The organism is Scandinavium sp. (assembly GCF_036271055.1).
Lineage (GTDB): Bacteria > Pseudomonadota > Gammaproteobacteria > Enterobacterales > Enterobacteriaceae > Scandinavium.
On record NZ_DATBBJ010000113.1, the window covers coordinates 1 to 22,538 of the forward strand.

Below are 22,538 nucleotides of genomic sequence, written 5' to 3' on the forward strand. Positions count from 1 at the left end.
GGGTTACGCAGAGAGTCGTATCGGGAAACGAGATTGAGAGCCTGTCCAATGTGCATAAAAAAATCCGGAAACGAGGGAGCATTTCCGGATTCTTACACAGCCACTGGATCGATCAACCGATCCTTAACTGATCGGCATTACCCAGTGGGAGCCGTTTTTTTTACTTTTTACTGCATAGCACGTTGCTTGATTACGCCATCTCAGTTTGCAGACGCGTAACCTGACGGTTGATTTCGGACATCACAGAAAGATGCTGTTTGTCCTTCACTTTCGGGATAAGGATTTTGCCCTTATCAAACTCGAAAGCGCCCACGTCCTTGATGTATAACCGTCCACGAAACAGGATCTTCACGTACTTCGCCACTTGAAGTGGGTTGTACCGTTGGAAAATTTTCATTGTTATCTCCTGCTGAGTCTTACGCCTTTGCGACTCCACAATCGGGTCCGCGTTCCAGGGCGCAAAATTAATGCTCTAAAACTATAGTCCATATCGACCGGGACACCCAGTCTGTAGAAGTTTATTTACCGTTTGATGACAGTAATTAAGAATTTTCTATTCAGGGATACGAGAAAGGCAGTATAAACCTTCATTTTTTCACGGTTATGTGCGTTCACCCGCAAACTGGCATCATGCTTGCGGGAAAACCACATCATTCGCACTTATGATTAATGCTCAGAACCAAGTGGTCGGATCACCTGCATAAAATAAGGAAACACCATGACCCTACGTAAGCTGATGGCGATTTCATGCCTGTTAATGCCGTTGATGGCCTCTGCACATCATTTCGAAAACGGTCATCGGGTCCCCGCTGTGGGCATCACCGACCGTGGCGAACTCATTCTCGATAATGATGAGTTTAGCTATAAAAACTGGAATAGCTCGCAGTTGCCTGGCAAAGTGAGAGTTGTACAACATATTGCCGGTCGTACATCCGCCAAAGAGAAAAACGCGACGCTGATTGAGGCGATTAAAGCCGCCAAATTCCCGCATGATAAATACCAGACCACTACCATTGTGAACACTGACGACGCCATTCCTGGCTCATCCATGTTTGTGCGTAGCAGCATTGAGAGTAATAAAAAGCTCTACCCGTGGTCACAGTTTATTGTCGATAGCGACGGTCGTGCGCGCGGTGCCTGGCAACTGGAAGAAGAGAGCTCTGCGATTGTGGTGCTGGATAAAGACGGGCGCGTGGAGTGGGCGAAAGACGGGGCACTGACTCAGGAAGAAGTGCAGCAGGTTATCGCCCTGCTGCATAAATTGCTCGGTCAGTAGATTGAGACGCGGAAACCGGGGTTGAGGAACGATTCACGCGGCGTGTAATCCAGGGTTTTACCTTGCCAGTCGTGAACGTGCGCCCCGGCAGCCATCGCCACCGCGTGGCCTGCGGCAGTATCCCAGACGTTGGTTGGTCCAAAGCGCGGATAAAGCTGCGCCTGCCCTTCCGCTACCAGACAGAATTTGAGTGAAGAACCAATCGACGTGGTCTGATGTTCGCCCAACTGCTGGAGATACTCCTGCAATTCGCTGTCGGCATGGGAGCGACTGATCACCACCAACGGTGGACGCGCATCGCGTACCTGAATCGGGTTACGCACGCCGCACTCTTCTTTCCACGCTTTGCCTTCGTGCGCGCTGTACATCACTTTCATCACTGGTGCATACACTACGCCCAGCACCGGTTTTCCGTTTTCAATCAACGCGATATTGACCGTAAACTCACCGTTGCGCTTGATGAACTCTTTGGTGCCGTCGAGCGGGTCCACCAGCCAGTAGCGCTGCCAATGTTGGCGAACATCCCAATTCTGCGGATCTTCTTCCGACAGCACCGGGATCTCCGGCGTCAGAGCGTTCAGGCCACTGACAATGACTCTATGCGCCGCAATATCAGCGGCTGTCACCGGGGAATCATCGGCTTTGCTAACCACGTCCATCGGCTGCACGCCGTCGTATACCTGCATAATGGCATCACCTGCTTTCCGTGCAAGCTGACATACTTGTTCCAGCATTTTCCACCTCGTGTTGAGTAGAGTGGCGTTAACTCGTTGTTTTATTTATATCCCATCGCGGCCAATTGCGCTATCTGTGAAGCGTTGCCCGTTTCCTCGCGCTTTTATCTGGCAAGCTTCACACTTCTGTAAGCAACAGGATGTATACCCTTTTTTCTTTTGTGCCCTCGATCAATGAAAGGACCCCTCTGATGATTAAGTTTAGCGCAACGCTCCTTGCCACGCTGATTGCCGCCAGTGTTCAGGCTTCAACGGTGGATTTGCGGATCATGGAAACCACCGACCTGCACAGCAATATGATGGATTTTGACTACTACAAAGACACCGCCACGGAAAAATTCGGCCTGGTCCGCACCGCCAGTTTGATTAATGCCGCGCGAGGTGAAGTCAAAAACAGCGTGCTTGTCGACAACGGCGATGTGATCCAGGGGAGCCCGCTCGGCGATTATATGGCGGCAAAAGGCCTGAAAACGGGAGATGTGCATCCGGTCTACAAAGCGATGAACACGCTGGATTATGCGGTCGGTAACCTCGGCAACCACGAATTTAACTACGGTCTGGACTATTTGCACAAAGCCCTCAATGGCGCAAAATTCCCGTACGTTAACGCCAATATCATCGACGTTAAAACCAAAAAGCCGCTTTTTACGCCGTATCTGATTAAAGAAACCCAGGTCATTGATAAAGACGGCAAGCCGCAGACGCTGAAAATTGGCTACATCGGTTTTGTGCCTCCGCAGATCATGACGTGGGATAAAGCGAATCTCAGCGGCAAGGTGACGGTGAACGATATCACCGAAACCGCGCGCAAATATGTGCCTGAAATGCGAGAAAAAGGCGCGGATGTGGTGGTGGTGATTGCTCACTCTGGTCTCTCTGCCGACCCGTATCAGGCGATGGCTGAAAACTCTGTGTACTACCTCAGCCAGCTACCGGGCGTGGATGCGATTATGTTCGGTCACGCCCACGCAGTGTTCCCGTCGAAAGATTTTGCCAGCATCAAAGGGGCAGACATTGAGAAAGGTTTGCTCAATGGCGTGCCAGCTGTGATGCCCGGCATGTGGGGCGATCATCTCGGCGTGGTCGACTTGGTGCTGAAAAATGACAACGGCAAATGGCAGGTCGCGCAGGCGAAAGCCGAAGCGCGGCCGATTTACGATCCGGTGGCGAAGAAATCCCTCGCGGCGGAAGATGCTAACCTGGTGAAGGTGCTGAAAGCCGATCACGACGCCACCCGCGCCTTCGTCAGCAAGCCGATTGGTAAATCGTCGGACAATATGTACAGCTATTTATCGCTGGTGCAGGACGATCCTACCGTTCAGGTGGTGAATATGGCGCAGAAAGCCTACGTTGAGCACTTTATTCAGGGCGATCCGGATTTAGCCAAACTGCCGGTGCTTTCCGCTGCCGCGCCGTTCAAAGCAGGAGGGCGCAAAAACGATCCGGCGAGTTACACCGAAGTGGAAAAAGGCCAGCTAACCTTCCGTAACGCCGCAGACCTCTACCTCTATCCGAACACCCTGGTGGTGATGAAAGTCAGTGGCAAAGAGGTGAAAGAGTGGCTGGAGTGCTCCGCCGGGCAGTTCAATCAGATTGACGTTAACAGTAGTAAGCCGCAGTCGCTGATCAACTGGAATGATTTCCGCACCTACAACTTTGATGTAATTGACGGCGTGAAGTATCAAATCGACGTCAGCCAACCCGCGCGTTACGACGGGGAATGTCAGAGTGTGAATCCGAAAGCGGAACGCATTAAAAATCTGACCTTCGACGGTAAACCGATTGACCCTAACGCCACCTTCCTGGTCGCGACCAACAACTACCGCGCCTACGGCGGCAAGTTTGCAGGCACTGGCGACAGCCATATCGCCTTTGCGTCGCCAGATGAAAACCGTTCAGTGGTAGCAGCGTGGATCAGCGCCGAGTCGAAGAAAAATGGCGAAATTCACCCGGCGGCTGACAACAACTGGCGCTTAGCACCGATTCATTCGTCCACACCGCTGGATATTCGCTTTGAAACTTCACCGTCAGAAAAAGCGGCTGCGTTTATTAAAGACAAAGCACAATACCCGATGAAACAGGTCGGCACCGACGAGATTGGTTTTGCGGTGTATCAGGTTGATTTGAGTAAATAACGACAAGGTTTTATAGGCCCGGCAAGCACTTAGCGCCGCCGGGCAATTTCCCACATTTCACGCCGCACGTTCATCCCAGTTCGCCATCACCTTCGGCAAATTCAGCTCAATCCAGTCGGCTAAGGCTTCCACTTTCTCGCTTACCTGCACGCCGAGCGGCGTCAGGCTGTACTCCACGTGCGGCGGCACGACCGGATAGGACACGCGATCGAGAAAACCGTCCAGTTCCAACGCCTGGAGCGACTGGGCCAACATCTTCTCACTGACGCCGCCCATTTTACGGCGTAAATCGCTAAAGCGATGCGTGCCGTCACGCAATGCCACCAGAATCAACACGCCCCAACGGCTGGTCACATGTTTAAGTACGTCTCTCGACGGACACTGTTCGGCAAACAGATTACCGTCACGCAGTTGTTCACTTAGAGTCGGATTCGCCATTTTAACACTTACCTTTTTGTACGTACTTACTAAAAGTTAGTTATGGTGTTAGCGTACCATAACTGAAGACAAACACGAAGGAGTCACCTGATGATCGCTATTACCGGCGCCACCGGCCAACTGGGCCAACTCGTTATCGAAAACCTGCTGAAAACCGTTCCGGCGAACCAACTGGTCGCTGTTGTGCGTAACCCGGCGAAAGCCCAGGCGTTGAGCGACAAAGGCATCGTCGTGCGTCAAGGCGACTACACCGATGAAGCCTCGCTGAAAGCCGCATTTCAGGGCGTGGCAAAACTGCTGCTGATTTCCGGCAGTGAAGTGGGTCAACGTGCCGCTCAGCACCGGAATGTGATTAACGCCGCGAAAGCTGCTGGCGTGAAATTTATCGCTTACACCAGCCTGCTACATGCCGATAAATCGCCGCTCGGCCTGCACGTTGAGCATGTTGAAACCGAAAAAATGCTGGCTGAGTCTGGCATTCCTTACGCGTTGTTGCGCAACGGCTGGTACACCGAAAACTATCTTGCCAGCGCACCACCAGCCATCGAACACGGCGTGTTTATCGGTGCTGCCGGGGAAGGCAAAATTGCCTCCGCGACTCGCGCCGATTACGCTGCTGCCGCCGCACGCGTGATGAGTGAAGAAGGCCACGCCGGGAAAGTCTATGAACTGGCGGGTGACAGCGCCTGGACGCTGAGCGAACTGGCTGCTGAACTCAGCAAACAGAGCGGGAAAGCCGTGAGCTATCAGAACCTCAGCGAAGCCGATTTTGCTGCGGCGCTGAAAGGCGTGGGCCTGCCTGCCGGACTTGCCGATATGCTGGCAGATTCTGACGTTGGCGCATCCAAAGGTGGTCTGTTTGATGATAGCCATACTCTGAGCAAGCTTATCCAGCGCCCGACCTCGCCGTTGTCTGTAAGCGTCAAAAGCATCCTGTAAGCGTTTTTGTTGGCGCCCCCACGGAGTATCTTCGATAATGACGGGATATTTCGTGGGAGGTTAGCGTGCAGGGTGTTCCTCAGCAGTTCGCAGACGAGAAAGATTGTGCCAGCTTCCGCCACTTGGCTCAGGTGCCGGGAGTTGAGCTTTATCACGCCCATATTTCGCGCTATGCCTTTGAACCGCACACTCACGAAGCCTTTGGGATTGGCGCGATTGAGCTCGGCGCAGAGCGTTTCCGCTATCGCGGTACGCAATATGTCGCCCCCGTCAATTCCGTCGTCACCATGAATCCCGATGAGTTACACACGGGCGAAGCCGAGACTGCCGACGGCTGGCGCTATCGGATGGTCTATCTCGAACCTGATTTACTCGAAGACGTGACAGGCATTCGCGACTGGTGGTTTAGCGATGTAGTGCGCCACGACGCACAGCGTTCCGCCCTGCTCTGTCAGCAAATTTATGGCCTATGGAACACCGATGATCCGCTGGCGCAAAAAGGGCTGTTGCTTGACCTGATCGACACCTTCCGCCCGTTTGCACGTCATGCCCCGAACTCACAGGAAGCGGCCCATCGCTTTGAACGCATCCGCGAGTATCTGCACGACAACTATATGCACCCGGTAACGCTCGACGAACTCGCCGCTGTCGTCGCACTCAGTCCGTACCATTTCCAGCGCCAGTTCAAAGCCAGTTATCACGTCACGCCGCATCAGATGCTGATGGCGATTCGTCTGTGGCGTGCGAAAGATTTCCTGACGCGCGGCATGCCCGCCGCCGAAGTCGCCGCCGCAACGGGATTAACCGATCAGTCCCATCTGACTCGTGCTTTTACGCGCCGCTACGGCATTACACCCGTTCGCTACCAGAAACAAGTTTTCCTGCGCTAATGCGCAACCTCATACAATACGCATCCCCGTTACCCTTCCTACACTGCGTCTGTTTACGAATAAGGTACAGATGATGATGAGTGGTGTGTTGTACGCCCTGCTGGCGGGGTTGATGTGGGGGTTGATTTTCGTCGGACCGCTGCTGGTGCCGGAATACCCGGCGGTGTTGCAGTCGATGGGTCGCTATCTGGCGCTTGGCCTGATTGCCTTACCGCTGGCGTGGCTCGGTCGGGCGCAGCTCAAACAGCTTGGCAAGCGCGACTGGTTAACCGCACTCGGCCTGACGATGATGGGTAACCTCATTTATTACGTCTGTCTCGCCAGCGCGATTCAACGTGCGGGCGCGCCGGTTTCAACCATGATCATCGGCACACTGCCGGTGGTGATCCCGGTTTTTGCTAATCTGCTCTATAGCCAGCGCGACGGCAAACTGTCGTGGCTCAGCATGGCTCCGGCGCTGGGCTGCATTGCGCTGGGGCTGGTTTGCGTGAATATTGCTGAATTTCGGCACGGTCTGGCCGATTTTAGTTGGTGGCGTTACGGCAGCGGTATTGGGCTGGCCTTTATCTCTGTGGTTTGCTGGGCGTGGTATGCGCTGCGCAACGCGCGCTGGCTGAGGGAAAACCCCGATAAGCACCCGATGATGTGGGCGACGGCGCAGGCGCTGGTCACACTGCCGGTTTCGCTGCTCGGCTATGTGCTGGCGTGTCTGTGGCTCAGCCGTCAGGGACAATCTTTCCCGCTCCCGTTCGGCCCACACCCAGAAGTGTTCATCACTTTGATGATCGCCATCGCGGTGTTCTGTTCCTGGGTGGGTGCGCTGTGCTGGAATATCGCCAGCCAGCGCCTGCCGACGGTGATCCTCGGGCCATTGATCGTTTTCGAAACGCTGGCCGGTTTGCTCTATACCTTTATGCTGCGCCATAGTTTACCGCCGCTGCTGACGTTCATTGGCATTACCCTGTTGGTTGTCGGCGTGGTGATTGCCGTGCGCGCCAAACCGCAAAAACCTCTACTGCAAGCACTGCACGAAGACCCTCTAAAATAGTGCGTTATTCCCAAAGGGGTATTTCCTTATCTTAAAGATGCATTTAAAATGCATCTTATATTTTACAGATGAGGTAACGGCTATGGCCTTTCGCGATCAACATTTAGGTGAACTGGCGCTCTCGATTCCCCGCGCGTCTGCTCTGTTTCGTCAATACGATATGGATTACTGCTGCGGTGGGAAGCAAACGCTGGAGCGTGCTGCTGCGCGCAAAGAGCTTGATGTGGCGCTGATTGAAGCTGAACTGGCAAAACTGGCTGAACAGCCCGTCGATAAAGAGTGGCGTGTGACGCCGCTGGCTGAAATTATCGATCACATCATCGTGCGCTACCACGATCGCCACCGCGAACAGTTACCGGAGTTAATTCTGCAAGCCACCAAAGTGGAACGCGTTCATGCCGACAAACCAAACGTGCCGAAAGGTCTGACCAAATATCTGACCGCACTGCATCAGGAACTCTCCAGCCACATGATGAAAGAGGAACAAATCCTGTTCCCGATGATCAAACAAGGCATGGGCCGTCAGGCAATGGGGCCGATCAGCGTGATGGAAAGCGAGCATGATGACGCGGGTGAACTGCTGGAAGTGATCAAGCATGTGACAAATAACGTGACACCGCCGCCGGAAGCCTGCATCACCTGGAAAGCGATGTACAACGGCATTAACGAGATGATTGACGATTTGATGGAGCACATTAGCCTGGAAAACAATGTGCTGTTCCCGCGCGCGTTAGCGGGAGAGTGATTGTTGCCCGGTGGCGCTACGTCACCGGGCAATAAAGACAGCTACTGCGCCAGACGTTTCTTACCGATAAACAACCAGCCCAACCCCAACACCACGAACCACAGCGGTGTGACGATCAGCGCTTCACGGGTATCATCTTCCAGCGTCAGCAATACCAGCACGAACACGAAGAACGCCATACACACCCAGCACATCAGTTTGCCGAGCGGCATTTTGTATTTTGACGCTGCATGCAACTGCGGGCGCTGTTTGCGGTAGACCAGATATGAACACAGAATGATGGTCCACACGAACATGAACAGGATCGCCGACACGGTGGTGATCATGGTGAATGCCGCAATCGCGCTTGGGTTCACGTACAGCATCACCACACCGCCCAACAGGCAGATGCAGGAGAAGGTCAGCCCTTTCGCTGGCACTGCGCGTTTCGAGAGCTTGGCGAATGCCTTCGGCGCTACGCCGTCTTGCGCCAGGCCGAACAACATACGGCTGGTCGAGAACACGCCGCTGTTAGCGGAAGAGGCCGCAGACGTCAGCACCACAAAGTTGATGATACTCGCCGCCGCAGGCAACCCCACCAGCACGAACAACTCAACGAACGGGCTCTTATCCGGCACCACGGAACCCCACGGCGTGACGGACATAATCACCACCAGCGCAAACACGTAGAACATGATGATACGGATTGGAATGGAGTTAATCGCGCGCGGCAAAGATTTCTCAGGGTCTTTGGTTTCTGCAGCCGTTGTACCCACCAGCTCGATACCCACGAAAGCAAACACCGCAATCTGGAACCCGGCGAAGAAACCGCTGATGCCTTTCGGGAACCAGCCGCCGTCATTCCATAAGTGATCGAACGAAGCCTGCACGCCGCTTGGGGAGGTGAAGTGCGTCATGATCATCACCAGACCCACGATCACCAGGCCCACGATGGCGACGATTTTGATCATCGCAAACCAGAATTCCATCTCACCAAACATCTTCACGGTGGCGAGGTTCAGGCCAAGCAGCAGCAGGATCACCGCAATGGATGCGACCCAATCCGATAAACCGGGGAACCAGAATTGTGCGTAAGACGTTATCGCGACAACGTCTGCCATGCCGGTAACTACCCAGCAGAACCAGTAGGTCCAGCCGGTAAAATACCCCGCCCATGGGCCGAGCAGGTCGGCGGCGAAGTCACTAAAAGATTTGTATTCGAGGTTCGACAGCAGCAACTCACCCATTGCTCGCATGACGAAGAAAAGCATAAAGCCGATGATCATATAAACGAAGATTATCGACGGGCCAGCGAGGCTGATGGTTTTACCCGAGCCCATAAACAGCCCGGTGCCTATCGCGCCGCCGATAGCAATCAGCTGAATATGCCGGTTTGTGAGATTACGCCGTAGCGACTGCTCAGACGATGCGTCATCGTCTGTCGCAACTTTTACCTGATCTACCATGTGATTTCTTCCTGTTGTTCCTGTTGTGTTGTGCTGGCTCTACGGCCATTGAATACATCTGTCGATGTTTCAGTTTTTTAAGACTGTTCGATAGTAGGTAAGAATCGGCGGGTTGAATACTATGAAATGAATATAATGTTAATAAGATGTTTAAAGTGAGTGTTATATCACTCAGCTAACGCGAAACAGCTCACAAAAATACACTGGCCGCGTGCGAATGCAAGATTAAATGCTAACAAGTTTCTAACTTAGGGATATTTCACTGATTTTGACATCCTCTCCCGTAGCCGGGAGAGGATTGAGCGCCTTACAGGATTTCGAGCAGTTCTACTTCGAAAACCAGGGTGCTGAAAGGTGGGATAGACGCGCCAGCGCCACGCTCGCCATAAGCGAGGTTTTGCGGGATAGTCAGTTCCCATTTGGAGCCAACCGGCATCAGGGTCAGGGCTTCGATCCAGCCAGGGATCACGCCGTTAACCGGGAATTCAGCCGGTTCGCCACGCGCAACGGAGCTGTCGAACACGGAACCGTCAATCAGTTTGCCGGTGTAGTGAACGCGAACGCGGTCAGTACGTGCCGGGATTGCGCCTTCGCCCTGAGTCAGAACGCGGAATTGCAGACCGGATTCGGTGCTGCTCACGCCTTCTTTCTCACGGTTTTCTTCCAGGTACTTCACGCCATCAGCCGCCATGGCTTCGAATTGTTCGCGACGAACCGCGTCAGCACGCTCGTGAATTTCACGCAGCGCACGGTGAACGACATCCACCGGAACCTGTGGCTGTTTGCCTTCCAGCGCATCAGCAATACCAGCAACCAGGGCTTCTGGCAGCAGGCCCTGCAGGCCGGATTCGCTGAGCTGTTGTCCTACCTGGAGGCCGATTCCGTAACTGGCCTGGGCTTCAATGGTGTCAAAAGTTGGGGTTGCCATGGTCTTTCCTTTCATCGGATGAAAATCAGCGGGCAGCATAACAGTCCGGCCGCATCGGGTAAAACTTTGTCTCGGCAGAATAATGTATATACTGAGGGACAAAACAGGGAAACGCGGAGCAGGAGGTGACCCATGCCCGGGCGATTCGCACTACAACCTACGTTGTTAAAAATCTGGCATGCACCGGATAATTTCAAATTAATGGACCCGCTGCCGCCGCAGCATCGTCGCGGTATCATCGCAGGCTTTCTGCTGGTGATTATCGGCTTCCTGCTTCCTTCTGGTGACAATGCGCCTGCGCAGCCCGTGAGCCGCAATGCGCAACTCGACATCCAGTCGCAGTCTCAACCGCAGCAGGGCAACCTGCAACAACCGCTCCCGCCTCTGGAATCTTCACCGCCAGTGAACGATCCTGGACAGGCCGCGCCTGTCGCACCAGAAGTGGTACAAGAAGAGCAGCCGGACGAACAGCCGCAACAGGTACAATCTCAACCGCAAACCGCGCCTGCGCAGACTCAGGCACAGTCACTGCCGGGCATTGAGCAGCAGTGGCGCAGTTATCGCGTTGAGCCGGGTAAAACACTGGCGCAGTTGTTCCGCGACCACAACCTGCCGCCAACGGATGTCTATGCGATGTCGAAAGTGGAAGGCGCCGGAAAACCGCTGAGTTCATTGCAGGCCGGGCAAATGGTTCAGGTTCGCCAGAATGCTAATGGCGTTGTGACGGCACTCACCATCGATAACGGTAGCGGCAAGCAAGTGCTGTTTACCCGTCAGTCTGACGGCAGCTATATCCGCGTTCGTTAACATTTTCGCCCGGTAGCGTTTCGCCTGCCGGGCTGCTTTCACGCACTGCGCTTATTCACCCACCAAATTCCCGAACACACCAGCACCAACGCAAATGCGTATTTCCACTCCAGAATATTCTCACCAAGAAAAATACCCGACAGCACAGTACCCGCTACCGGGATCACGAAGTTGAACGGTGCAATCATGCTGACGCGGTTGTATTTCAGCAACGTGCTCCACAGCGCAAAGGCCACCGATGAGAGCAGCGTCAAATAGCCCAATACCGCCACCGATTCCATGCCGTGAATCGTCAACGTGCCACCACTAACATAACCGCCCACCACTAATGCCAAACCCCCGATGCCCAGCTGCCAGCCGGTCATAACTGTCGGATCGACCGTTTGCGAAATACGTTTCCCGTATAACGTTGCCGCCGAGAGAATAAACGCCGCCAGAACCACAAAGCCATCGCCTCGCCAGACAAAACTGAAATCCACCAGCGAATGGCTAAAGTTCACGAGCATCACGCCAGCAAAACCGAGAATACAGCCCACCGTTTTGTTATAGCTGAGCTTGTCGTTTTGATAGATGAAATGTGCCAGCAATACACTGAAGAACGTGCCGGTGGCATTCATGATTGAGCCTTTCACGCCAGTGGTGAACGACAGCCCAACATAGAAAATCGCATATTGAATAGAGGTTTGTGTCAGACCCAGCACCGTCAACTGACCAAACTGGCGAGCATTAAGGCGCGCAATCGGCTTACGCTGCGCCATCGCGAAAAGCAGCAATAGCATGCCCGCAAACAGGAATCGGTAACCGGCAAAGATGATTTTCGACGGGATATCGTCAGTGGCGATCCGAAAAATTTCGTAGCCATTTTTGATCGCGGGGTAAGAACTCCCCCACAGTAAACAACACAGCGTTGCGCCGGCATAGACGACATTTTTGCGCGTAAAAAGCGGGGCGGGATTGACCATTTCCATGAGTGTGACCTGAATTAAAATCGCGTTTTAATTCATTATCCGGAAATCGTTACGAATAGCTACCATACAAGAGGAAAAGGTCGAGGCAAAATCAGGTGGGCCAGAAAAGCAAAACGCCGGCACAAGGCCGGCGATTTGTCGTTATTTCAGAGTAATGAATTACTCAGGAACAACGTTTACTACCAGTTTAGCAAACACATCGCTGTGAACCTGGAAGTCCACTTCGTGCTCGCCAGTGGTACGCAGAACGCCGTTCGGCATGCGAACTTCGCTCTTAGCAACAGTCACGCCAGCAGCAGAAACTGCATCAGCGATGTCGCGAGTACCGATAGAACCGAACAGTTTACCTTCGTCGCCTGCTTTAGACGCGATGGTAACGGTGCCCAGTGCGTTGATTTTCTCAGCGCGAGCTTGAGCAGCGTTCAGAACGTCAGCCAGTTTGGCTTCCAGTTCAGCACGGCGTGCTTCGAAGAATTCAACGTTTTTCTTGGTAGCAGGAACTGCTTTACCCTGTGGAACCAGGAAGTTACGAGCGTAACCCGATTTAACGTTTACCTGATCACCCAGGCTGCCCAGGTTTGCTACTTTATCAAGCAGAATAACTTGCATTACCTTATCCTCTCAAAGTCGTGTTAATGGACTGTGGCCGATTACTGATGACGATCAGTGTACGGCAGCAGGGACAGGTAGCGAGCGCGCTTGATACAACGAGCGAGCTGACGCTGGTATTTTGCACGAGTACCGGTGATACGGCTCGGGACAATTTTACCACTTTCAGTGATATAGTTTTTCAGCGTAGCGATGTCTTTGTAATCAATCTCTACAACGCCTTCCGCGGTGAAACGGCAGAACTTGCGACGACGGAAATAACGTGCCATTTGGCTAGTCTCCAGAATCTATCAATTCAATCTGCTCGGCATGCAACACCATTTTGCTCAGTCCATTTCGTGCCTTGTGGCAACTGATAAAGCCCTGAACGGTGATTTGCGTGCCGACCGTTATACTGTGAGTAATGGCCTGGTTCTCGTGTCCGCTAATAATAACGGGCATTTGGCACCACGCCTGCCGGTGAAAACCGGCTTCCTCCTGCATCGAACGGTGCTCAAGCACGAACTGGCAGTGAGGAATTCCTGATGGGCTAACCTTTCGAAGGGGCGCCTTGCACACTGTGCCGGACAACACCAAACGGTTGGCCATCACGATTACTCTTCAGAATCCCCAGCTTCAGCATCATCTGTGGTTTCATTTGCGAAATCATCGCGACGATCACGGCGCTCATCTTTCGCTTTAACCATTGGAGATGCTTCAGTCTCAGCGTGTTTAGTACGCATAACCATGCTGCGGATAACGGCATCGTTGAAGCGGAAGTTTGTTTCCAGCTCATCGATCACTTCCTGCGGAGCTTCAACGTTCATCAGAACGTAGTGTGCTTTGTGCAGTTTGTTGATCGGGTAAGCCAGCTGACGGCGGCCCCAGTCTTCCAGACGGTGGATCGTACCTTCTGCTGCAGTGATTGCACCAGTGTAACGCTCGATCATACCCGGAACCTGTTCGCTCTGGTCAGGATGGACCATAAAAACGATTTCGTAATGACGCATCGAATTGCTCCTTACGGATTATTCAGCCTCCTGTCTGGGTCAGCCGCGGCCCATGGAGGCAAGGAACGTGGTTAAAGTGCGGCTGAAAAATTGACGCGTAATCATACTTGCGCTACCCCAGAAACTCAAGGTGATTGCACAATTAATTCGCACGAAGGGCAAAGCGGAAGGAAGTCAGTGGCTTAAAATTGAGCAGTACGGAATGCGCCATTTTTTTGAACAACTGCATCAGAAATGGTCGCTAATGAATCGAAAAGGAAGGATTACACTTAATACATACCTCATCGGGACAGCAGGAGACTTCAGTTCAACGCAGCACGCAGTATGGAGTCACTATTATGAAAAACATCGCAATCGCTGTAATGGCTGCATTTTTGCTAAGTGCAAACGCGATGGCAGCCATCAAAATCGACGGCCGACAGGCCAGAAATATGGACGATGTGCAGAGCTTAGGCGTCATTTACATTAATCATAATATCGCCACCGAAAGCGAAGCAGATCAAGCCTTGAGTGAAGAGAGTGACGCCCGTGGCGCCAAGTACTATCACCCAATCCTTATCCATGAACCCGGCAGCAATGGCCTTATTCACGCCAGCGCTGACGTTTACCGCTAGCACCAGGAAAACCAAAGAACCACTTTGCCCTGACTCTGCCCCCGGATTTCGGGGGCTTTTTTTTTGGCCGCTACAAATGTCGCTGAAAAAACGTCACCGTCGCATCAAGCGCTTCCGGTGTAATTCGGTGACGCACACCCGCTTGCCATTGACAGGTAAGCTGCTCGTCCAACCCTTGCTGTTGCAATGCCTGCTGCAACCGAAATGTCTCTGCGGCGGGCACGACGTCGTCGTCTTCACCGTGCCACAGCAACAATGGCCTGGTCGCCAGTTTTTCTAACTGGTGTTCAACCTCCCACTCGGCAAGCTCTGCGGGGAAATCGGGGGAAGGAAACAACGAACGAGACAACGAGGAAAAAAATCCGGAGCCCATCAGACTGGCTACGCATTTCACCTCCGGGTGACGGGCCATAATCCCAAGCGCCGTCATTCCGCCCATTGAGGCCCCTGCCACTGCCAGCCGCCCTTCTTCCAGCCAGCCCTGAGAAATGATGGCCTGACGCAGCGCACTGAACTCCTGACAGTTGTTCAGCAAAATCGGCCAGAAACGCTCAAGCCGCGCATTGGCGTCACCGCTAAAACGTGAACCATGATCGGGTGCATCCGGCATAATGACGCGAAAACCGGCTTGTGCGAGCGCCACCGCAAAATAGCTGTAGACCAAACGGGAGGAGGTAAATCCGTGATAAAACACGATACAAGGCAAGGCAGCTCCCGCTTTTCCCTGCGGATAAGCATGAAGGATCTCACTGCCCGCAAGCTTGCGCATTTCAAGTTCAATCATTTATCTTCTCCTTCTTTTATGCTGGTATGACACGCAGGCTTTTCATGCGCAAGTTTATCCTTTTTGCAGCGCGCTGAATGTTGAGAGCTGGATTACGTTTTTACGATATTTTCATTCGAAAATCGCGCCGCAGATAACAGTTCGGGAACATTCCCCCTAAACGCAATTTATTAATCACTACACTAATCATTATCAGGAAACGGGATATGGCTATGCGACGTTTTGCGCCTCTGCTGTTGGTGCTTTTGCTGAGTGGATGTAGCGTACTTCAGGGAACGCCTGAAGCACCTCCACCGCTGACCAGTCATCCGCAGGAAATCCAGCGAAATCAAACGGAAGACCTGCAGAAAATCGGCACCGTCAGCGCAATGGTTTACGGCTCTCCAATGGATGTCGAAGCCATTATCAAGGCGAAAGTCACCGCTGCGAAAGCGGATTACTACGTGATCGTCATGATTGATGACACGATGGTTCCTGGGCAATGGTATTCACAGGCAATTATGTATCGCAAACCCTGAGCGATCATAATTTAGCCAGCTTTACATTGCTTTTCAGCCGTTCACGTTTCCCGATGCACAATGACGTCATGCCGCAATAGAAGGATGATTGTCTGTAATGGATTACCAGGACTACCCTCGGGTTACGTGAAATGGAGCTGACGACGATGAAAAATGCCTTTGCCTTCTCTTTAGGATTCTCGCGCACGACGGCGCAGTCTGCCGAGTTTGCCAGTGCCGACTGTGTGACCGGGTTGAATGAAATCGGTCAAATTTCCGTTGATAATATTTCAGGCTCGCTTCAGGACGTCGAACATGTCATTGCCCTCAAAGCCGACGAGCAAGGGGCAAGCTGGTATCGCATTACCCAAATGTACGAAGAACAGCACCCGGATAACTGGCGCGTACAGGCTATTTTGTATGCCTGATGTTAGGGGCAGACGCGAAGCGCCTGCCCTACGACTTACCCTACACCGCCCGTCGCCCTCAGCAACAAATCATCCTGTAATCGTTCATCAAGCAGCACTCCTCCACGTGTATCAAGCATCATGCGACACCATGCCTGCGCTACGGGCGGCGTTGCCGTTTTTAGCATTTGCGCACCACAGCCCAGCAAATAGATTTGCAGGGTAATCTCCCGCCCTTGCGCCTCCGAGGGTTTGCGCAGCCGCTGTTGTAGCTGCCGCCAGGCTCTGTCGAAATGTCGGTCCTGCCCTTTCACTTCATGACATTCCGCGCTGAGCAACTCCAGCACGCCCGGTTGTTTCGCCAACACCCGAAGCACATCAAGACACATGATATTACCGGAGCCTTCCCAGATACTGTTCACCGGCATTTCGCGGTACAGCCGTGGCAGCTCGCTGTCTTCGCAATAACCGATACCGCCAAGCACCTCCATCGCCTCTGCCACGAAAGGAATGCCTGCTTTGCAGATAGCGAATTTTGCCGCGGGTGTAAATAGCCGCGCCCACAGTGCTTCTTCCGGTGAAACGCGGTTATCCCACGCCCGAGCCAGACGGAACAGGAAAGCGGTTTGCCCTTCCAGTTGTAATGCCATACGGCTGAGAACCTGACGCATTAAGGGCTGATCGATAAGCGTTTTGCCAAATGCTTGCCGCTGATGCGCGTGATAAAGCGCGACCGATAGTGCGCGTCGCATTAATCCATGACTGCCCAACGCACAGTCAAAACGCGTCAGGCTGCCCATTTTGAGGATCAGTCGAATGCCCTCGCCCTCATCGCCCAGCAACCAGCCAAACGCATCGGTAAATTCAGCCTCGCTGCTGGCGTTAGAGCGGTTACCGAGTTTGTCTTTCAGGCGTTCCAGCCGCACTGCATTGCGCTGCCCATCAGGCAGAAATCGAGGAACAAAAAAGCATGACAATCCGCCGTTGGCCTGAGCCAGAACCAGATGTGCATCGCTTTGCGGTACAGAGAAGAACCATTTATGCCCCACCAACCGGTACATTTCACCGTCGATTTTCTCCGCCCGCGTCGTATTGCTGAGTACGTCAGAACCGCCCTGTTTTTCCGTCATCCCCATGCCAATCAGCAGCCCGCGTTTCTGATTGCCTGGCTGCAAATGCGAGTCGTAGCGGTCACTCATCAACGGCGCCATCCAGTCCGCAAATGATGCTGGTAAATGTTGTTGTAACAGCGGCGTAGCGGCAAAGGTCATGGTTATCGGGCAAAGCGTCCCGGCTTCCACCTGTGCATGCAGCGTAAAACGTGCCGCACGGGCGACAAACGATCCCACGCGCGCGTCGTCCTGCCAGGCCAGATTATGCACACGGTTGGCGCAAAGCCCCTGCATCAGCAAATGCCAGGCCGGATGAAAGCGGACGTCATCGAGTCGCTCACCCGTCGCGTCAAAGCGCAGCAATTCCGGGACATTCACATTCGCGAGCCGACCCAGTTCGAGCGATTCTGCGGCGCCCAACTGCTGCCCGATACTGGCGAGTAAATCCACATCCCAACCTGCCCCTTCCCGTATGACCGCCTCATGTAGCGCGGTGTCCGAAAGGAAAAGGTTACTGTTGTTGAGGGGCGTCGGCTGATTGAAAACGGTATGCGTTTGCCAGGGCATCATGTCTCCTTCCTTCATTGGCGTCTGCCATAAGTATGGTCAGCGCACTGCAAACCTGCCCGTCAAAGAGCGGACAAAAAAGAATCCCCTGGCTTCGTGAAGTCCATCACAGGCATAAGAATTTTAAATTTTATTATGGATCATGTATGGAATAATTTATTCATTCGTTAATACGATGTACAAAACGGGACTCTTTATGCAAACAGGATCAGTAGCAACAGGGGCGCACAAGCGAGCGCTGATTGCCGGTTCAATTGGTAATTTCATCGAATGGTATGAATTTGCGGTATACGGTTTTCTGGCAACGGTGATCGCCAAAAACTTCTTCCAGTTGGAAGGCGAAGCGCCGCTGACCGGGCTTATCCTCACCTATGCGGCGTTCGCGGTAGCCTTTTTCTTCCGTCCGTTGGGCGCGGTGGTTTTTGGGCGACTCGGTGATCGTATCGGGCGCAAACCCACGCTGATTCTGGTGCTGGTGATGATGACGCTGGCGACCACGGCGATTGGCCTCGTGCCGGTTTATGCCGCCATTGGCGTCGCTGCTCCTCTACTGCTTACTCTGTTGCGTATTCTGCAAGGCCTGTTTGCTGGCGGCGAATACGGCGGTGCTGTGTCACTGATGACTGAATTCGCCCCACGCGGTAAACGCGGGCTGTACGGTGCCTGGCAGTCCTTCACCGTTGCGCTTGGGCTGCTTGCGGGGGCTGGAATTGTCGCGCTGATGTCTGCCCTGCTTAGCCCGGAAGCGATGCTCGATTGGGGATGGCGCATTCCCTTCTTTATCGCTTTGCCAATGGGCGGCGTGGCGCTGTGGCTGCGAATGAACATGGAAGAAACACCGAGTTTCGTTCGCCAGCAGAAAATGGATGTTGTGCCCGTTAAGGCCAGCAAGAGCGGGATAGCCAAAGCGATTGTGACGGGTATTGGTCGTCTGATGGTATGGTCTGCCGCTGGATATACCTATCTGGTGATCATGCCCTCCTACCTGCAATCTGCGCTGCATACCGGATTTAATCAGGCACTGTTGATTGCAGTGATTTCTAATATCGGCTTTGCGATCACCATTATTCCGTCGGGAGCCCTCAGCGATAAAATTGGTCGTCGCACGGTAATGGTGCTCGCCGCCGTTCTGTTGCTGGTCCTGGCGTTACCACTGCTGAAAATTTTACAGGCAGAATCCAGCACGTTATTGGTGAAAGGCATCGTGGTGCTGATTGCGGGGGGTTTAGTGGGAATGCTGGCAGGGCCGGGTCCGGCGATGCTATCGGAAATGTTCCCCACCAAAGTCCGTTATACCGGGCTGGGACTGGCGTATTCGCTGTCTAACGCCCTGTTTTCAGGCTGTGCAGGGCTGATTATTACCGGCCTGATTAAGCAGACGGGTAATCTCGATATTCCAGCCTATTACGTGATGGCAACGGCAGTGGTGAGTATTATCGCGTTGATGACGCTGAGAAAGGACGACCATTTGCGGTCGTTGGATGAGTAACATATTGCGCCGGGTTGAGGTTTCGCCTCACCCGGCCAAGCCAAATCGTAGCCCAGCAGCAAACACGCCGCCGGGCTACCGCAAAGAATCAGGCTTTACGCGTCATCAACCACAAGCTAATCAGGAAGAAGCTGGCACTTGGTAACAACGCACCGACAATCGGCGGGATGCCATATACCAGTGTCAACGGGCCAAAAATCTGGTCGAGCACGTAGAACACAAAACCGAAGCTTATCCCCGTCACCACGCGTACACCCATCGCCACGCTACGCAGCGGGCCGAAGATGAACGACAGTGCCATGAGCATCATTACCGCCACTGACATCGGCTGGAAGATTTTGCTCCACATGTTGAGCTGATAACGCCCGGCATCCTGACCGCTTGATTTCAGGTACTTCACGTAGTTATGCAGACCGCTAATCGACAGCGCATCAGGATCTAACGCCACGACACCGAGTTTGTCCGGCGTGAGGTTAGTTTTCCACGTTCCGCTCACAGTCTGTGAACCCGTCACTTGCTTCGGGTCAGTCAGATTAGATTCATCCACCTGCGATAAGCGCCAGGTTTTGTTCTCTTTATCGAACTTCGCAGAGGCCGCGTAACGCACAGACTGAAGACGGCGATTGTCATTGAAGCTGTAAATGCTGATCGCGCCGAGTTCATCATCGCCTTTGATACGTTCGATGTAGATGTAATTGTTGCCGTCTTTCGCCCACATGCCCTGCTGGGTCGATAACAGCGAACCGCCGTACATCGCCTGAGCACGCAGGTTACGCGCCATTTGCTCGCCCTGAGGTGCCACCCATTCGCCCACAGCCATTGTCAGCAATACCAGTGGGATCGCGGTTTTCATCACCGCCATCGCCACTTGCATACGGGTGAAACCGGATGCCTGCATCACGACTAATTCACTGCGCTGCGCCAGCATGCCGAGCCCCAACAGCGCACCAAGCAATGCCGCCATCGGGAAGAAAATCTGTACGTCTTTTGGCACGCTGAGCAAGGTATACATGCCCGCGCCCAGCGCGTCGTACGTGCCTTGCCCGGCTTTTTTCAGCTGATCGACAAACTTGATAATGCCCGACAGCGACACCAGCATGAACAACGTCATCATGATGGTGGTGAAAATGGTTTTACCGATATAGCGGTCGAGTACGCCAAATAACTGCATTATACCGCTCCTTTCCCGCTAAGCCGTGCACGAACGCGACGCATCGGCACTGTATCCCAGAGGTTCAGCACCACAGCCAACGCAAAGTAGAGCACGTTGATGGCCCACATCCACATTGTCGGGTCGATTTTGCCTTTACCGCCGTTAGATTTCAGCGAGGTCTGCACGAGGAAGAACACCAGATACAGCAGCATCGCCGGCAACATTGACAGGACGCGCCCCTGACGTGGGTTAACCACACTCAGCGGAACAACCATCAGCGCCATGATAAACACAGTCGCTACAAGCGTCAGACGCCAGTGAAACTCTGCGCGGGCCTGCGGCGTTTCGGTATTCCACAGAGCACTCATGCTCATCTGGTCGGTATCGTTTGGATCCAGGGCAACGGCCTGATGACCGATAATCGCCTGATAATCTTTAAAATCAGTGATACGGAAATCGCGCAGCATCGCTGTGCCTTCAAAGCGGGTGCCTTTATTGAGGTTCACCACCTGCGAGCCGTCTTTCTGCTGCGAGAGATAACCTGAATCGGCCACCACCACCGACGGACGCGCGTTACCTTTGGTGCGAACCTGCGCGATAAATACGTCGTGGAATTTGCTGCCTTTCACATTTTCGATAAACAGAACGGAGTTGCCGTCGCTCGCCTGCTGGAACTGGCCTTGTGCCAGTGCAGCCATGCCGGGGTTAGCTTTGGCTTCTGCCAGCACTTCGTCCTGATGACGTGAAGACCAGGGGCCAGCCCACATCACGTTCACAGCCGCCACGGTGGCGGTAAACAGCGCGAGGATCATCGCGGCTTTCACCAGCACGGCTTTACTCAGGCCGCACGCGTGCATCACCGTGATTTCACTTTCGGTGTAGAGCTTGCCCAACGTCATCAACAGGCCAAGGAACAGACTGAGGGGCAGAATAAGTTGCGCCATTTCTGGCACCCCGAGTCCCAGCAGGGACAACACGAGGTTCGTCGGAATGTCACCGTCAACCGCAGCGCCGAGGATCCTGACCAGTTTCTGACAGAAAAAAATCAGAAGCAGGATGAAGAGGATAGCCAGCTGGCTTTTCAGCGTCTCCCGCACCAGATATCTTATGATTATCACTATAAATACGCCCGTTAAGACCTGTCTTTGCTCGTTATTCTTCACGTTCCAGGTGCATTGGCTGCCGCCGCTCACCCCAGTCACATATTAGCTATGTTCCTGAGGATTCACGGCTCGCCGCGTGATTCGGCCTTTGGCCTCACCCCTTCGGGGCCAGCGCTAGCGCTGTTCAATTCGGCTACGCCTCTTGTCCTGCAACGCGAGTAATTTAGAGCATAGTTGCTGGAAAATTGCTTGTTTCATGGCTTAAACGTCATTTATTCTCTTGAGTCGTCGAAAACATCGCTAAGATTACATGACTCAGCGGTTTTACGTTCAGACCCGGTTCTGACGAGCCAACATCGCGATATCGTTAAGATTAACACGAAGTCACCGCAACAGCGGACATGAGTTACGAAAGCTTGCAATTCTATCCGTAGCCACCGCCGTTGTCTTTAAGATTCAGGAGCGTAGTGCATGGAGTTCAGTGTAAAAAGCGGTAGCCCCGAGAAACAGCGTAGTGCCTGCATCGTTGTGGGAGTCTTTGAGCCGCGTCGCCTGTCCCCGGTCGCAGAACAACTCGATAAAATCAGCGATGGCTACATCAGCGCCCTTCTGCGCCGCGGTGAGCTTGAGGGGAAAGCAGGTCAGACTTTATTGCTTCACCACGTTCCGAATGTGCTTTCTGAGCGTATTCTGCTGATTGGGTGTGGCAAAGAGCGCGAGCTGGATGAGCGCCAGTATAAGCAGGTCATCCAGAAGACAATTAACACCCTGAATGACACCGGTTCGATGGAGGCCGTCTGCTTCCTGACCGAGCTGCACGTCAAAGGCCGCAATACCTACTGGAAAGTGCGCCAGGCGGTA

General features: G+C 53.4%; 26 protein-coding genes. 12 read left to right on the forward strand and 14 right to left on the reverse strand.

Annotated features, from left to right (window positions below):
* Positions 1-190: 190 nt before the first annotated feature.
* Positions 191-397: a DUF1107 domain-containing protein gene (locus VH187_RS23290; protein ID WP_110510900.1), complete on the reverse strand. Its 207-nt coding sequence runs from the start codon at positions 395-397 to the stop codon at positions 191-193.
* 321 nt (positions 398-718) lie between these two features.
* Between VH187_RS23290 and VH187_RS23295 the strand changes: the two genes are divergently transcribed.
* Positions 719-1,276: a YtfJ family protein gene (locus tag VH187_RS23295; RefSeq protein ID WP_329703806.1), complete on the forward strand. Its 558-nt coding sequence runs from the start codon at positions 719-721 to the stop codon at positions 1,274-1,276.
* Here the strand turns inward: VH187_RS23295 and cysQ are convergent.
* Positions 1,270-2,010: a 3'(2'),5'-bisphosphate nucleotidase CysQ gene (gene cysQ, locus VH187_RS23300; protein WP_329703807.1), complete on the reverse strand. Its 741-nt coding sequence runs from the start codon at positions 2,008-2,010 to the stop codon at positions 1,270-1,272. The two genes, VH187_RS23295 and cysQ, sit on opposite strands and share 7 nt — an antisense overlap.
* 191 nt (positions 2,011-2,201) lie before the next feature.
* Here cysQ and VH187_RS23305 point away from each other — a divergent pair, with 191 nt between their 5' ends.
* Positions 2,202-4,145: a bifunctional 2',3'-cyclic-nucleotide 2'-phosphodiesterase/3'-nucleotidase gene (locus tag VH187_RS23305; protein WP_329703808.1), complete on the forward strand. Its 1,944-nt coding sequence runs from the start codon at positions 2,202-2,204 to the stop codon at positions 4,143-4,145.
* 57 nt (positions 4,146-4,202) lie between these two features.
* On the opposite strand, the gene VH187_RS23310 is transcribed toward VH187_RS23305, so the two are convergent.
* Entirely contained in the window at positions 4,203-4,583 is a 381-nt protein-coding gene (locus tag VH187_RS23310) for a winged helix-turn-helix transcriptional regulator (protein WP_329703809.1), read from the reverse strand.
* Positions 4,584-4,673: 90 nt separating this feature from the next.
* Between VH187_RS23310 and VH187_RS23315 the strand changes: the two genes are divergently transcribed.
* The 4 genes from VH187_RS23315 (at position 4,674) to ytfE (ending at position 8,205) form a co-directional block, all read left to right on the forward strand.
* Entirely contained in the window at positions 4,674-5,522 is an 849-nt protein-coding gene (locus VH187_RS23315; RefSeq protein WP_329703810.1) for an SDR family oxidoreductase, read from the forward strand.
* 65 nt (positions 5,523-5,587) lie between these two features.
* Entirely contained in the window at positions 5,588-6,412 is an 825-nt protein-coding gene (locus VH187_RS23320; protein ID WP_329703811.1) for an AraC family transcriptional regulator, read from the forward strand.
* A gap of 73 nt (positions 6,413-6,485) precedes the next feature.
* The gene (locus VH187_RS23325) at positions 6,486-7,460 is read left to right on the forward strand and encodes a DMT family transporter (protein ID WP_329703827.1); all 975 of its coding nucleotides are present in this window, start codon (positions 6,486-6,488) and stop codon (positions 7,458-7,460) included.
* 82 nt (positions 7,461-7,542) lie between these two features.
* On the forward strand, positions 7,543-8,205 hold the full coding sequence (gene ytfE / locus VH187_RS23330; protein ID WP_329703812.1) for an iron-sulfur cluster repair protein YtfE: 663 nt from the start codon (positions 7,543-7,545) through the stop codon (positions 8,203-8,205).
* Positions 8,206-8,246: 41 nt separating this feature from the next.
* Here ytfE and cycA read toward each other — a convergent pair whose 3' ends face one another.
* Both cycA and fklB read right to left on the reverse strand, forming a co-directional pair.
* Positions 8,247-9,650, reverse strand: coding sequence for a D-serine/D-alanine/glycine transporter (gene cycA, locus VH187_RS23335; RefSeq protein WP_329703813.1), 1,404 nt, complete (start codon positions 9,648-9,650; stop codon positions 8,247-8,249).
* Between the two features lie 307 nt (positions 9,651-9,957).
* Positions 9,958-10,578: a BamJ family beta-barrel-assembly machinery protein gene (gene fklB, locus VH187_RS23340; RefSeq protein WP_329703814.1), complete on the reverse strand. Its 621-nt coding sequence runs from the start codon at positions 10,576-10,578 to the stop codon at positions 9,958-9,960.
* Positions 10,579-10,710: 132 nt separating this feature from the next.
* Between fklB and VH187_RS23345 the strand changes: the two genes are divergently transcribed.
* The gene (locus VH187_RS23345; RefSeq protein ID WP_329703815.1) at positions 10,711-11,385 is read left to right on the forward strand and encodes a LysM-like peptidoglycan-binding domain-containing protein; all 675 of its coding nucleotides are present in this window, start codon (positions 10,711-10,713) and stop codon (positions 11,383-11,385) included.
* A gap of 38 nt (positions 11,386-11,423) precedes the next feature.
* Here VH187_RS23345 and VH187_RS23350 read toward each other — a convergent pair whose 3' ends face one another.
* The 5 genes from VH187_RS23350 to rpsF all read right to left on the reverse strand — a co-directional run bounded on the left by VH187_RS23350 (position 11,424) and on the right by rpsF (position 13,951).
* A complete protein-coding gene (locus VH187_RS23350; protein ID WP_329703816.1) occupies positions 11,424-12,353 on the reverse strand; it encodes a DMT family transporter in 930 nt (309 codons plus the stop codon).
* A 159-nt stretch (positions 12,354-12,512) separates the two neighbouring features.
* Positions 12,513-12,962 carry a 50S ribosomal protein L9 gene (rplI, locus tag VH187_RS23355; protein WP_329703817.1) on the reverse strand — a complete coding sequence of 150 codons (450 nt, stop codon included), beginning with the start codon at positions 12,960-12,962 and terminating at the stop codon, positions 12,513-12,515.
* A gap of 41 nt (positions 12,963-13,003) precedes the next feature.
* Positions 13,004-13,231 carry a 30S ribosomal protein S18 gene (gene rpsR, locus VH187_RS23360; protein WP_002210155.1) on the reverse strand — a complete coding sequence of 76 codons (228 nt, stop codon included), beginning with the start codon at positions 13,229-13,231 and terminating at the stop codon, positions 13,004-13,006.
* Positions 13,232-13,235: 4 nt separating this feature from the next.
* The gene (priB, locus tag VH187_RS23365) at positions 13,236-13,550 is read right to left on the reverse strand and encodes a primosomal replication protein N (RefSeq protein ID WP_329703828.1); all 315 of its coding nucleotides are present in this window, start codon (positions 13,548-13,550) and stop codon (positions 13,236-13,238) included.
* A gap of 5 nt (positions 13,551-13,555) precedes the next feature.
* Complete coding sequence (gene rpsF / locus VH187_RS23370; RefSeq protein ID WP_329703818.1) at positions 13,556-13,951, reverse strand: 30S ribosomal protein S6; 396 nt, start codon at positions 13,949-13,951, stop codon at positions 13,556-13,558.
* Between the two features lie 362 nt (positions 13,952-14,313).
* Here rpsF and yjfY point away from each other — a divergent pair, with 362 nt between their 5' ends.
* Positions 14,314-14,565 carry a DUF1471 family protein YjfY gene (yjfY, locus tag VH187_RS23375; RefSeq protein WP_414714059.1) on the forward strand — a complete coding sequence of 84 codons (252 nt, stop codon included), beginning with the start codon at positions 14,314-14,316 and terminating at the stop codon, positions 14,563-14,565.
* A 70-nt stretch (positions 14,566-14,635) separates the two neighbouring features.
* On the opposite strand, the gene yjfP is transcribed toward yjfY, so the two are convergent.
* A complete protein-coding gene (yjfP, locus tag VH187_RS23380) occupies positions 14,636-15,349 on the reverse strand; it encodes an esterase (protein WP_329703820.1) in 714 nt (237 codons plus the stop codon).
* Between the two features lie 206 nt (positions 15,350-15,555).
* Here yjfP and bsmA point away from each other — a divergent pair, with 206 nt between their 5' ends.
* Together bsmA and VH187_RS23390 are read left to right on the forward strand one after the other, a co-directional pair.
* Positions 15,556-15,867 (forward strand): biofilm peroxide resistance protein BsmA, encoded by a 312-nt coding sequence (bsmA, locus tag VH187_RS23385; protein WP_329703821.1) that lies wholly within the window; start codon positions 15,556-15,558, stop codon positions 15,865-15,867.
* A gap of 131 nt (positions 15,868-15,998) precedes the next feature.
* A complete protein-coding gene (locus tag VH187_RS23390) occupies positions 15,999-16,274 on the forward strand; it encodes a YdgH/BhsA/McbA family protein (RefSeq protein ID WP_329703822.1) in 276 nt (91 codons plus the stop codon).
* A gap of 35 nt (positions 16,275-16,309) precedes the next feature.
* Here VH187_RS23390 and VH187_RS23395 read toward each other — a convergent pair whose 3' ends face one another.
* Entirely contained in the window at positions 16,310-17,932 is a 1,623-nt protein-coding gene (locus VH187_RS23395) for an isovaleryl-CoA dehydrogenase (protein ID WP_329703829.1), read from the reverse strand.
* 196 nt (positions 17,933-18,128) lie between these two features.
* Here VH187_RS23395 and VH187_RS23400 point away from each other — a divergent pair, with 196 nt between their 5' ends.
* A complete protein-coding gene (locus VH187_RS23400) occupies positions 18,129-19,421 on the forward strand; it encodes an MFS transporter (RefSeq protein WP_329703823.1) in 1,293 nt (430 codons plus the stop codon).
* A gap of 88 nt (positions 19,422-19,509) precedes the next feature.
* On the opposite strand, the gene lptG is transcribed toward VH187_RS23400, so the two are convergent.
* Positions 19,510-20,592 carry an LPS export ABC transporter permease LptG gene (lptG, locus tag VH187_RS23405; RefSeq protein ID WP_329703824.1) on the reverse strand — a complete coding sequence of 361 codons (1,083 nt, stop codon included), beginning with the start codon at positions 20,590-20,592 and terminating at the stop codon, positions 19,510-19,512.
* Entirely contained in the window at positions 20,592-21,692 is a 1,101-nt protein-coding gene (gene lptF / locus VH187_RS23410) for an LPS export ABC transporter permease LptF (RefSeq protein WP_329703825.1), read from the reverse strand. The genes lptG and lptF overlap by 1 nt, the downstream gene beginning before the upstream one ends.
* A 456-nt stretch (positions 21,693-22,148) precedes the next feature.
* Here lptF and VH187_RS23415 point away from each other — a divergent pair.
* Positions 22,149-22,538, forward strand: a 390-nt coding sequence (locus VH187_RS23415; protein WP_329703826.1) for a M17 family peptidase N-terminal domain-containing protein, incomplete at its 3' end; no start/stop codon positions are given.

Coding starts and splice junctions, on each gene's coding strand:
- fklB (WP_329703814.1), bottom strand. CDS start 10,578: ATGGCAACCCCAACTTTTGACACCATTGAAGCCCAGGCCAGTTACGGA.
- VH187_RS23395 (WP_329703829.1), bottom strand. CDS start 17,932: ATGCCCTGGCAAACGCATACCGTTTTCAATCAGCCGACGCCCCTCAAC.
- yjfP (WP_329703820.1), bottom strand. CDS start 15,349: ATGATTGAACTTGAAATGCGCAAGCTTGCGGGCAGTGAGATCCTTCAT.
- rpsR (WP_002210155.1), bottom strand. CDS start 13,231: ATGGCACGTTATTTCCGTCGTCGCAAGTTCTGCCGTTTCACCGCGGAA.
- lptG (WP_329703824.1), bottom strand. CDS start 20,592: ATGCAGTTATTTGGCGTACTCGACCGCTATATCGGTAAAACCATTTTC.
- bsmA (WP_329703821.1), top strand. CDS start 15,556: ATGGCTATGCGACGTTTTGCGCCTCTGCTGTTGGTGCTTTTGCTGAGT.
- cycA (WP_329703813.1), bottom strand. CDS start 9,650: ATGGTAGATCAGGTAAAAGTTGCGACAGACGATGACGCATCGTCTGAG.
- rpsF (WP_329703818.1), bottom strand. CDS start 13,951: ATGCGTCATTACGAAATCGTTTTTATGGTCCATCCTGACCAGAGCGAA.
- VH187_RS23345 (WP_329703815.1), top strand. CDS start 10,711: ATGCCCGGGCGATTCGCACTACAACCTACGTTGTTAAAAATCTGGCAT.
- VH187_RS23295 (WP_329703806.1), top strand. CDS start 719: ATGACCCTACGTAAGCTGATGGCGATTTCATGCCTGTTAATGCCGTTG.
- VH187_RS23400 (WP_329703823.1), top strand. CDS start 18,129: ATGCAAACAGGATCAGTAGCAACAGGGGCGCACAAGCGAGCGCTGATT.
- cysQ (WP_329703807.1), bottom strand. CDS start 2,010: ATGCTGGAACAAGTATGTCAGCTTGCACGGAAAGCAGGTGATGCCATT.
- VH187_RS23350 (WP_329703816.1), bottom strand. CDS start 12,353: ATGGAAATGGTCAATCCCGCCCCGCTTTTTACGCGCAAAAATGTCGTC.
- yjfY (WP_414714059.1), top strand. CDS start 14,314: ATGGCTGCATTTTTGCTAAGTGCAAACGCGATGGCAGCCATCAAAATC.
- VH187_RS23325 (WP_329703827.1), top strand. CDS start 6,486: ATGATGAGTGGTGTGTTGTACGCCCTGCTGGCGGGGTTGATGTGGGGG.
- VH187_RS23305 (WP_329703808.1), top strand. CDS start 2,202: ATGATTAAGTTTAGCGCAACGCTCCTTGCCACGCTGATTGCCGCCAGT.
- VH187_RS23290 (WP_110510900.1), bottom strand. CDS start 397: ATGAAAATTTTCCAACGGTACAACCCACTTCAAGTGGCGAAGTACGTG.
- rplI (WP_329703817.1), bottom strand. CDS start 12,962: ATGCAAGTTATTCTGCTTGATAAAGTAGCAAACCTGGGCAGCCTGGGT.
- VH187_RS23390 (WP_329703822.1), top strand. CDS start 15,999: ATGGAGCTGACGACGATGAAAAATGCCTTTGCCTTCTCTTTAGGATTC.
- VH187_RS23310 (WP_329703809.1), bottom strand. CDS start 4,583: ATGGCGAATCCGACTCTAAGTGAACAACTGCGTGACGGTAATCTGTTT.
- priB (WP_329703828.1), bottom strand. CDS start 13,550: ATGGCCAACCGTTTGGTGTTGTCCGGCACAGTGTGCAAGGCGCCCCTT.
- ytfE (WP_329703812.1), top strand. CDS start 7,543: ATGGCCTTTCGCGATCAACATTTAGGTGAACTGGCGCTCTCGATTCCC.
- VH187_RS23315 (WP_329703810.1), top strand. CDS start 4,674: ATGATCGCTATTACCGGCGCCACCGGCCAACTGGGCCAACTCGTTATC.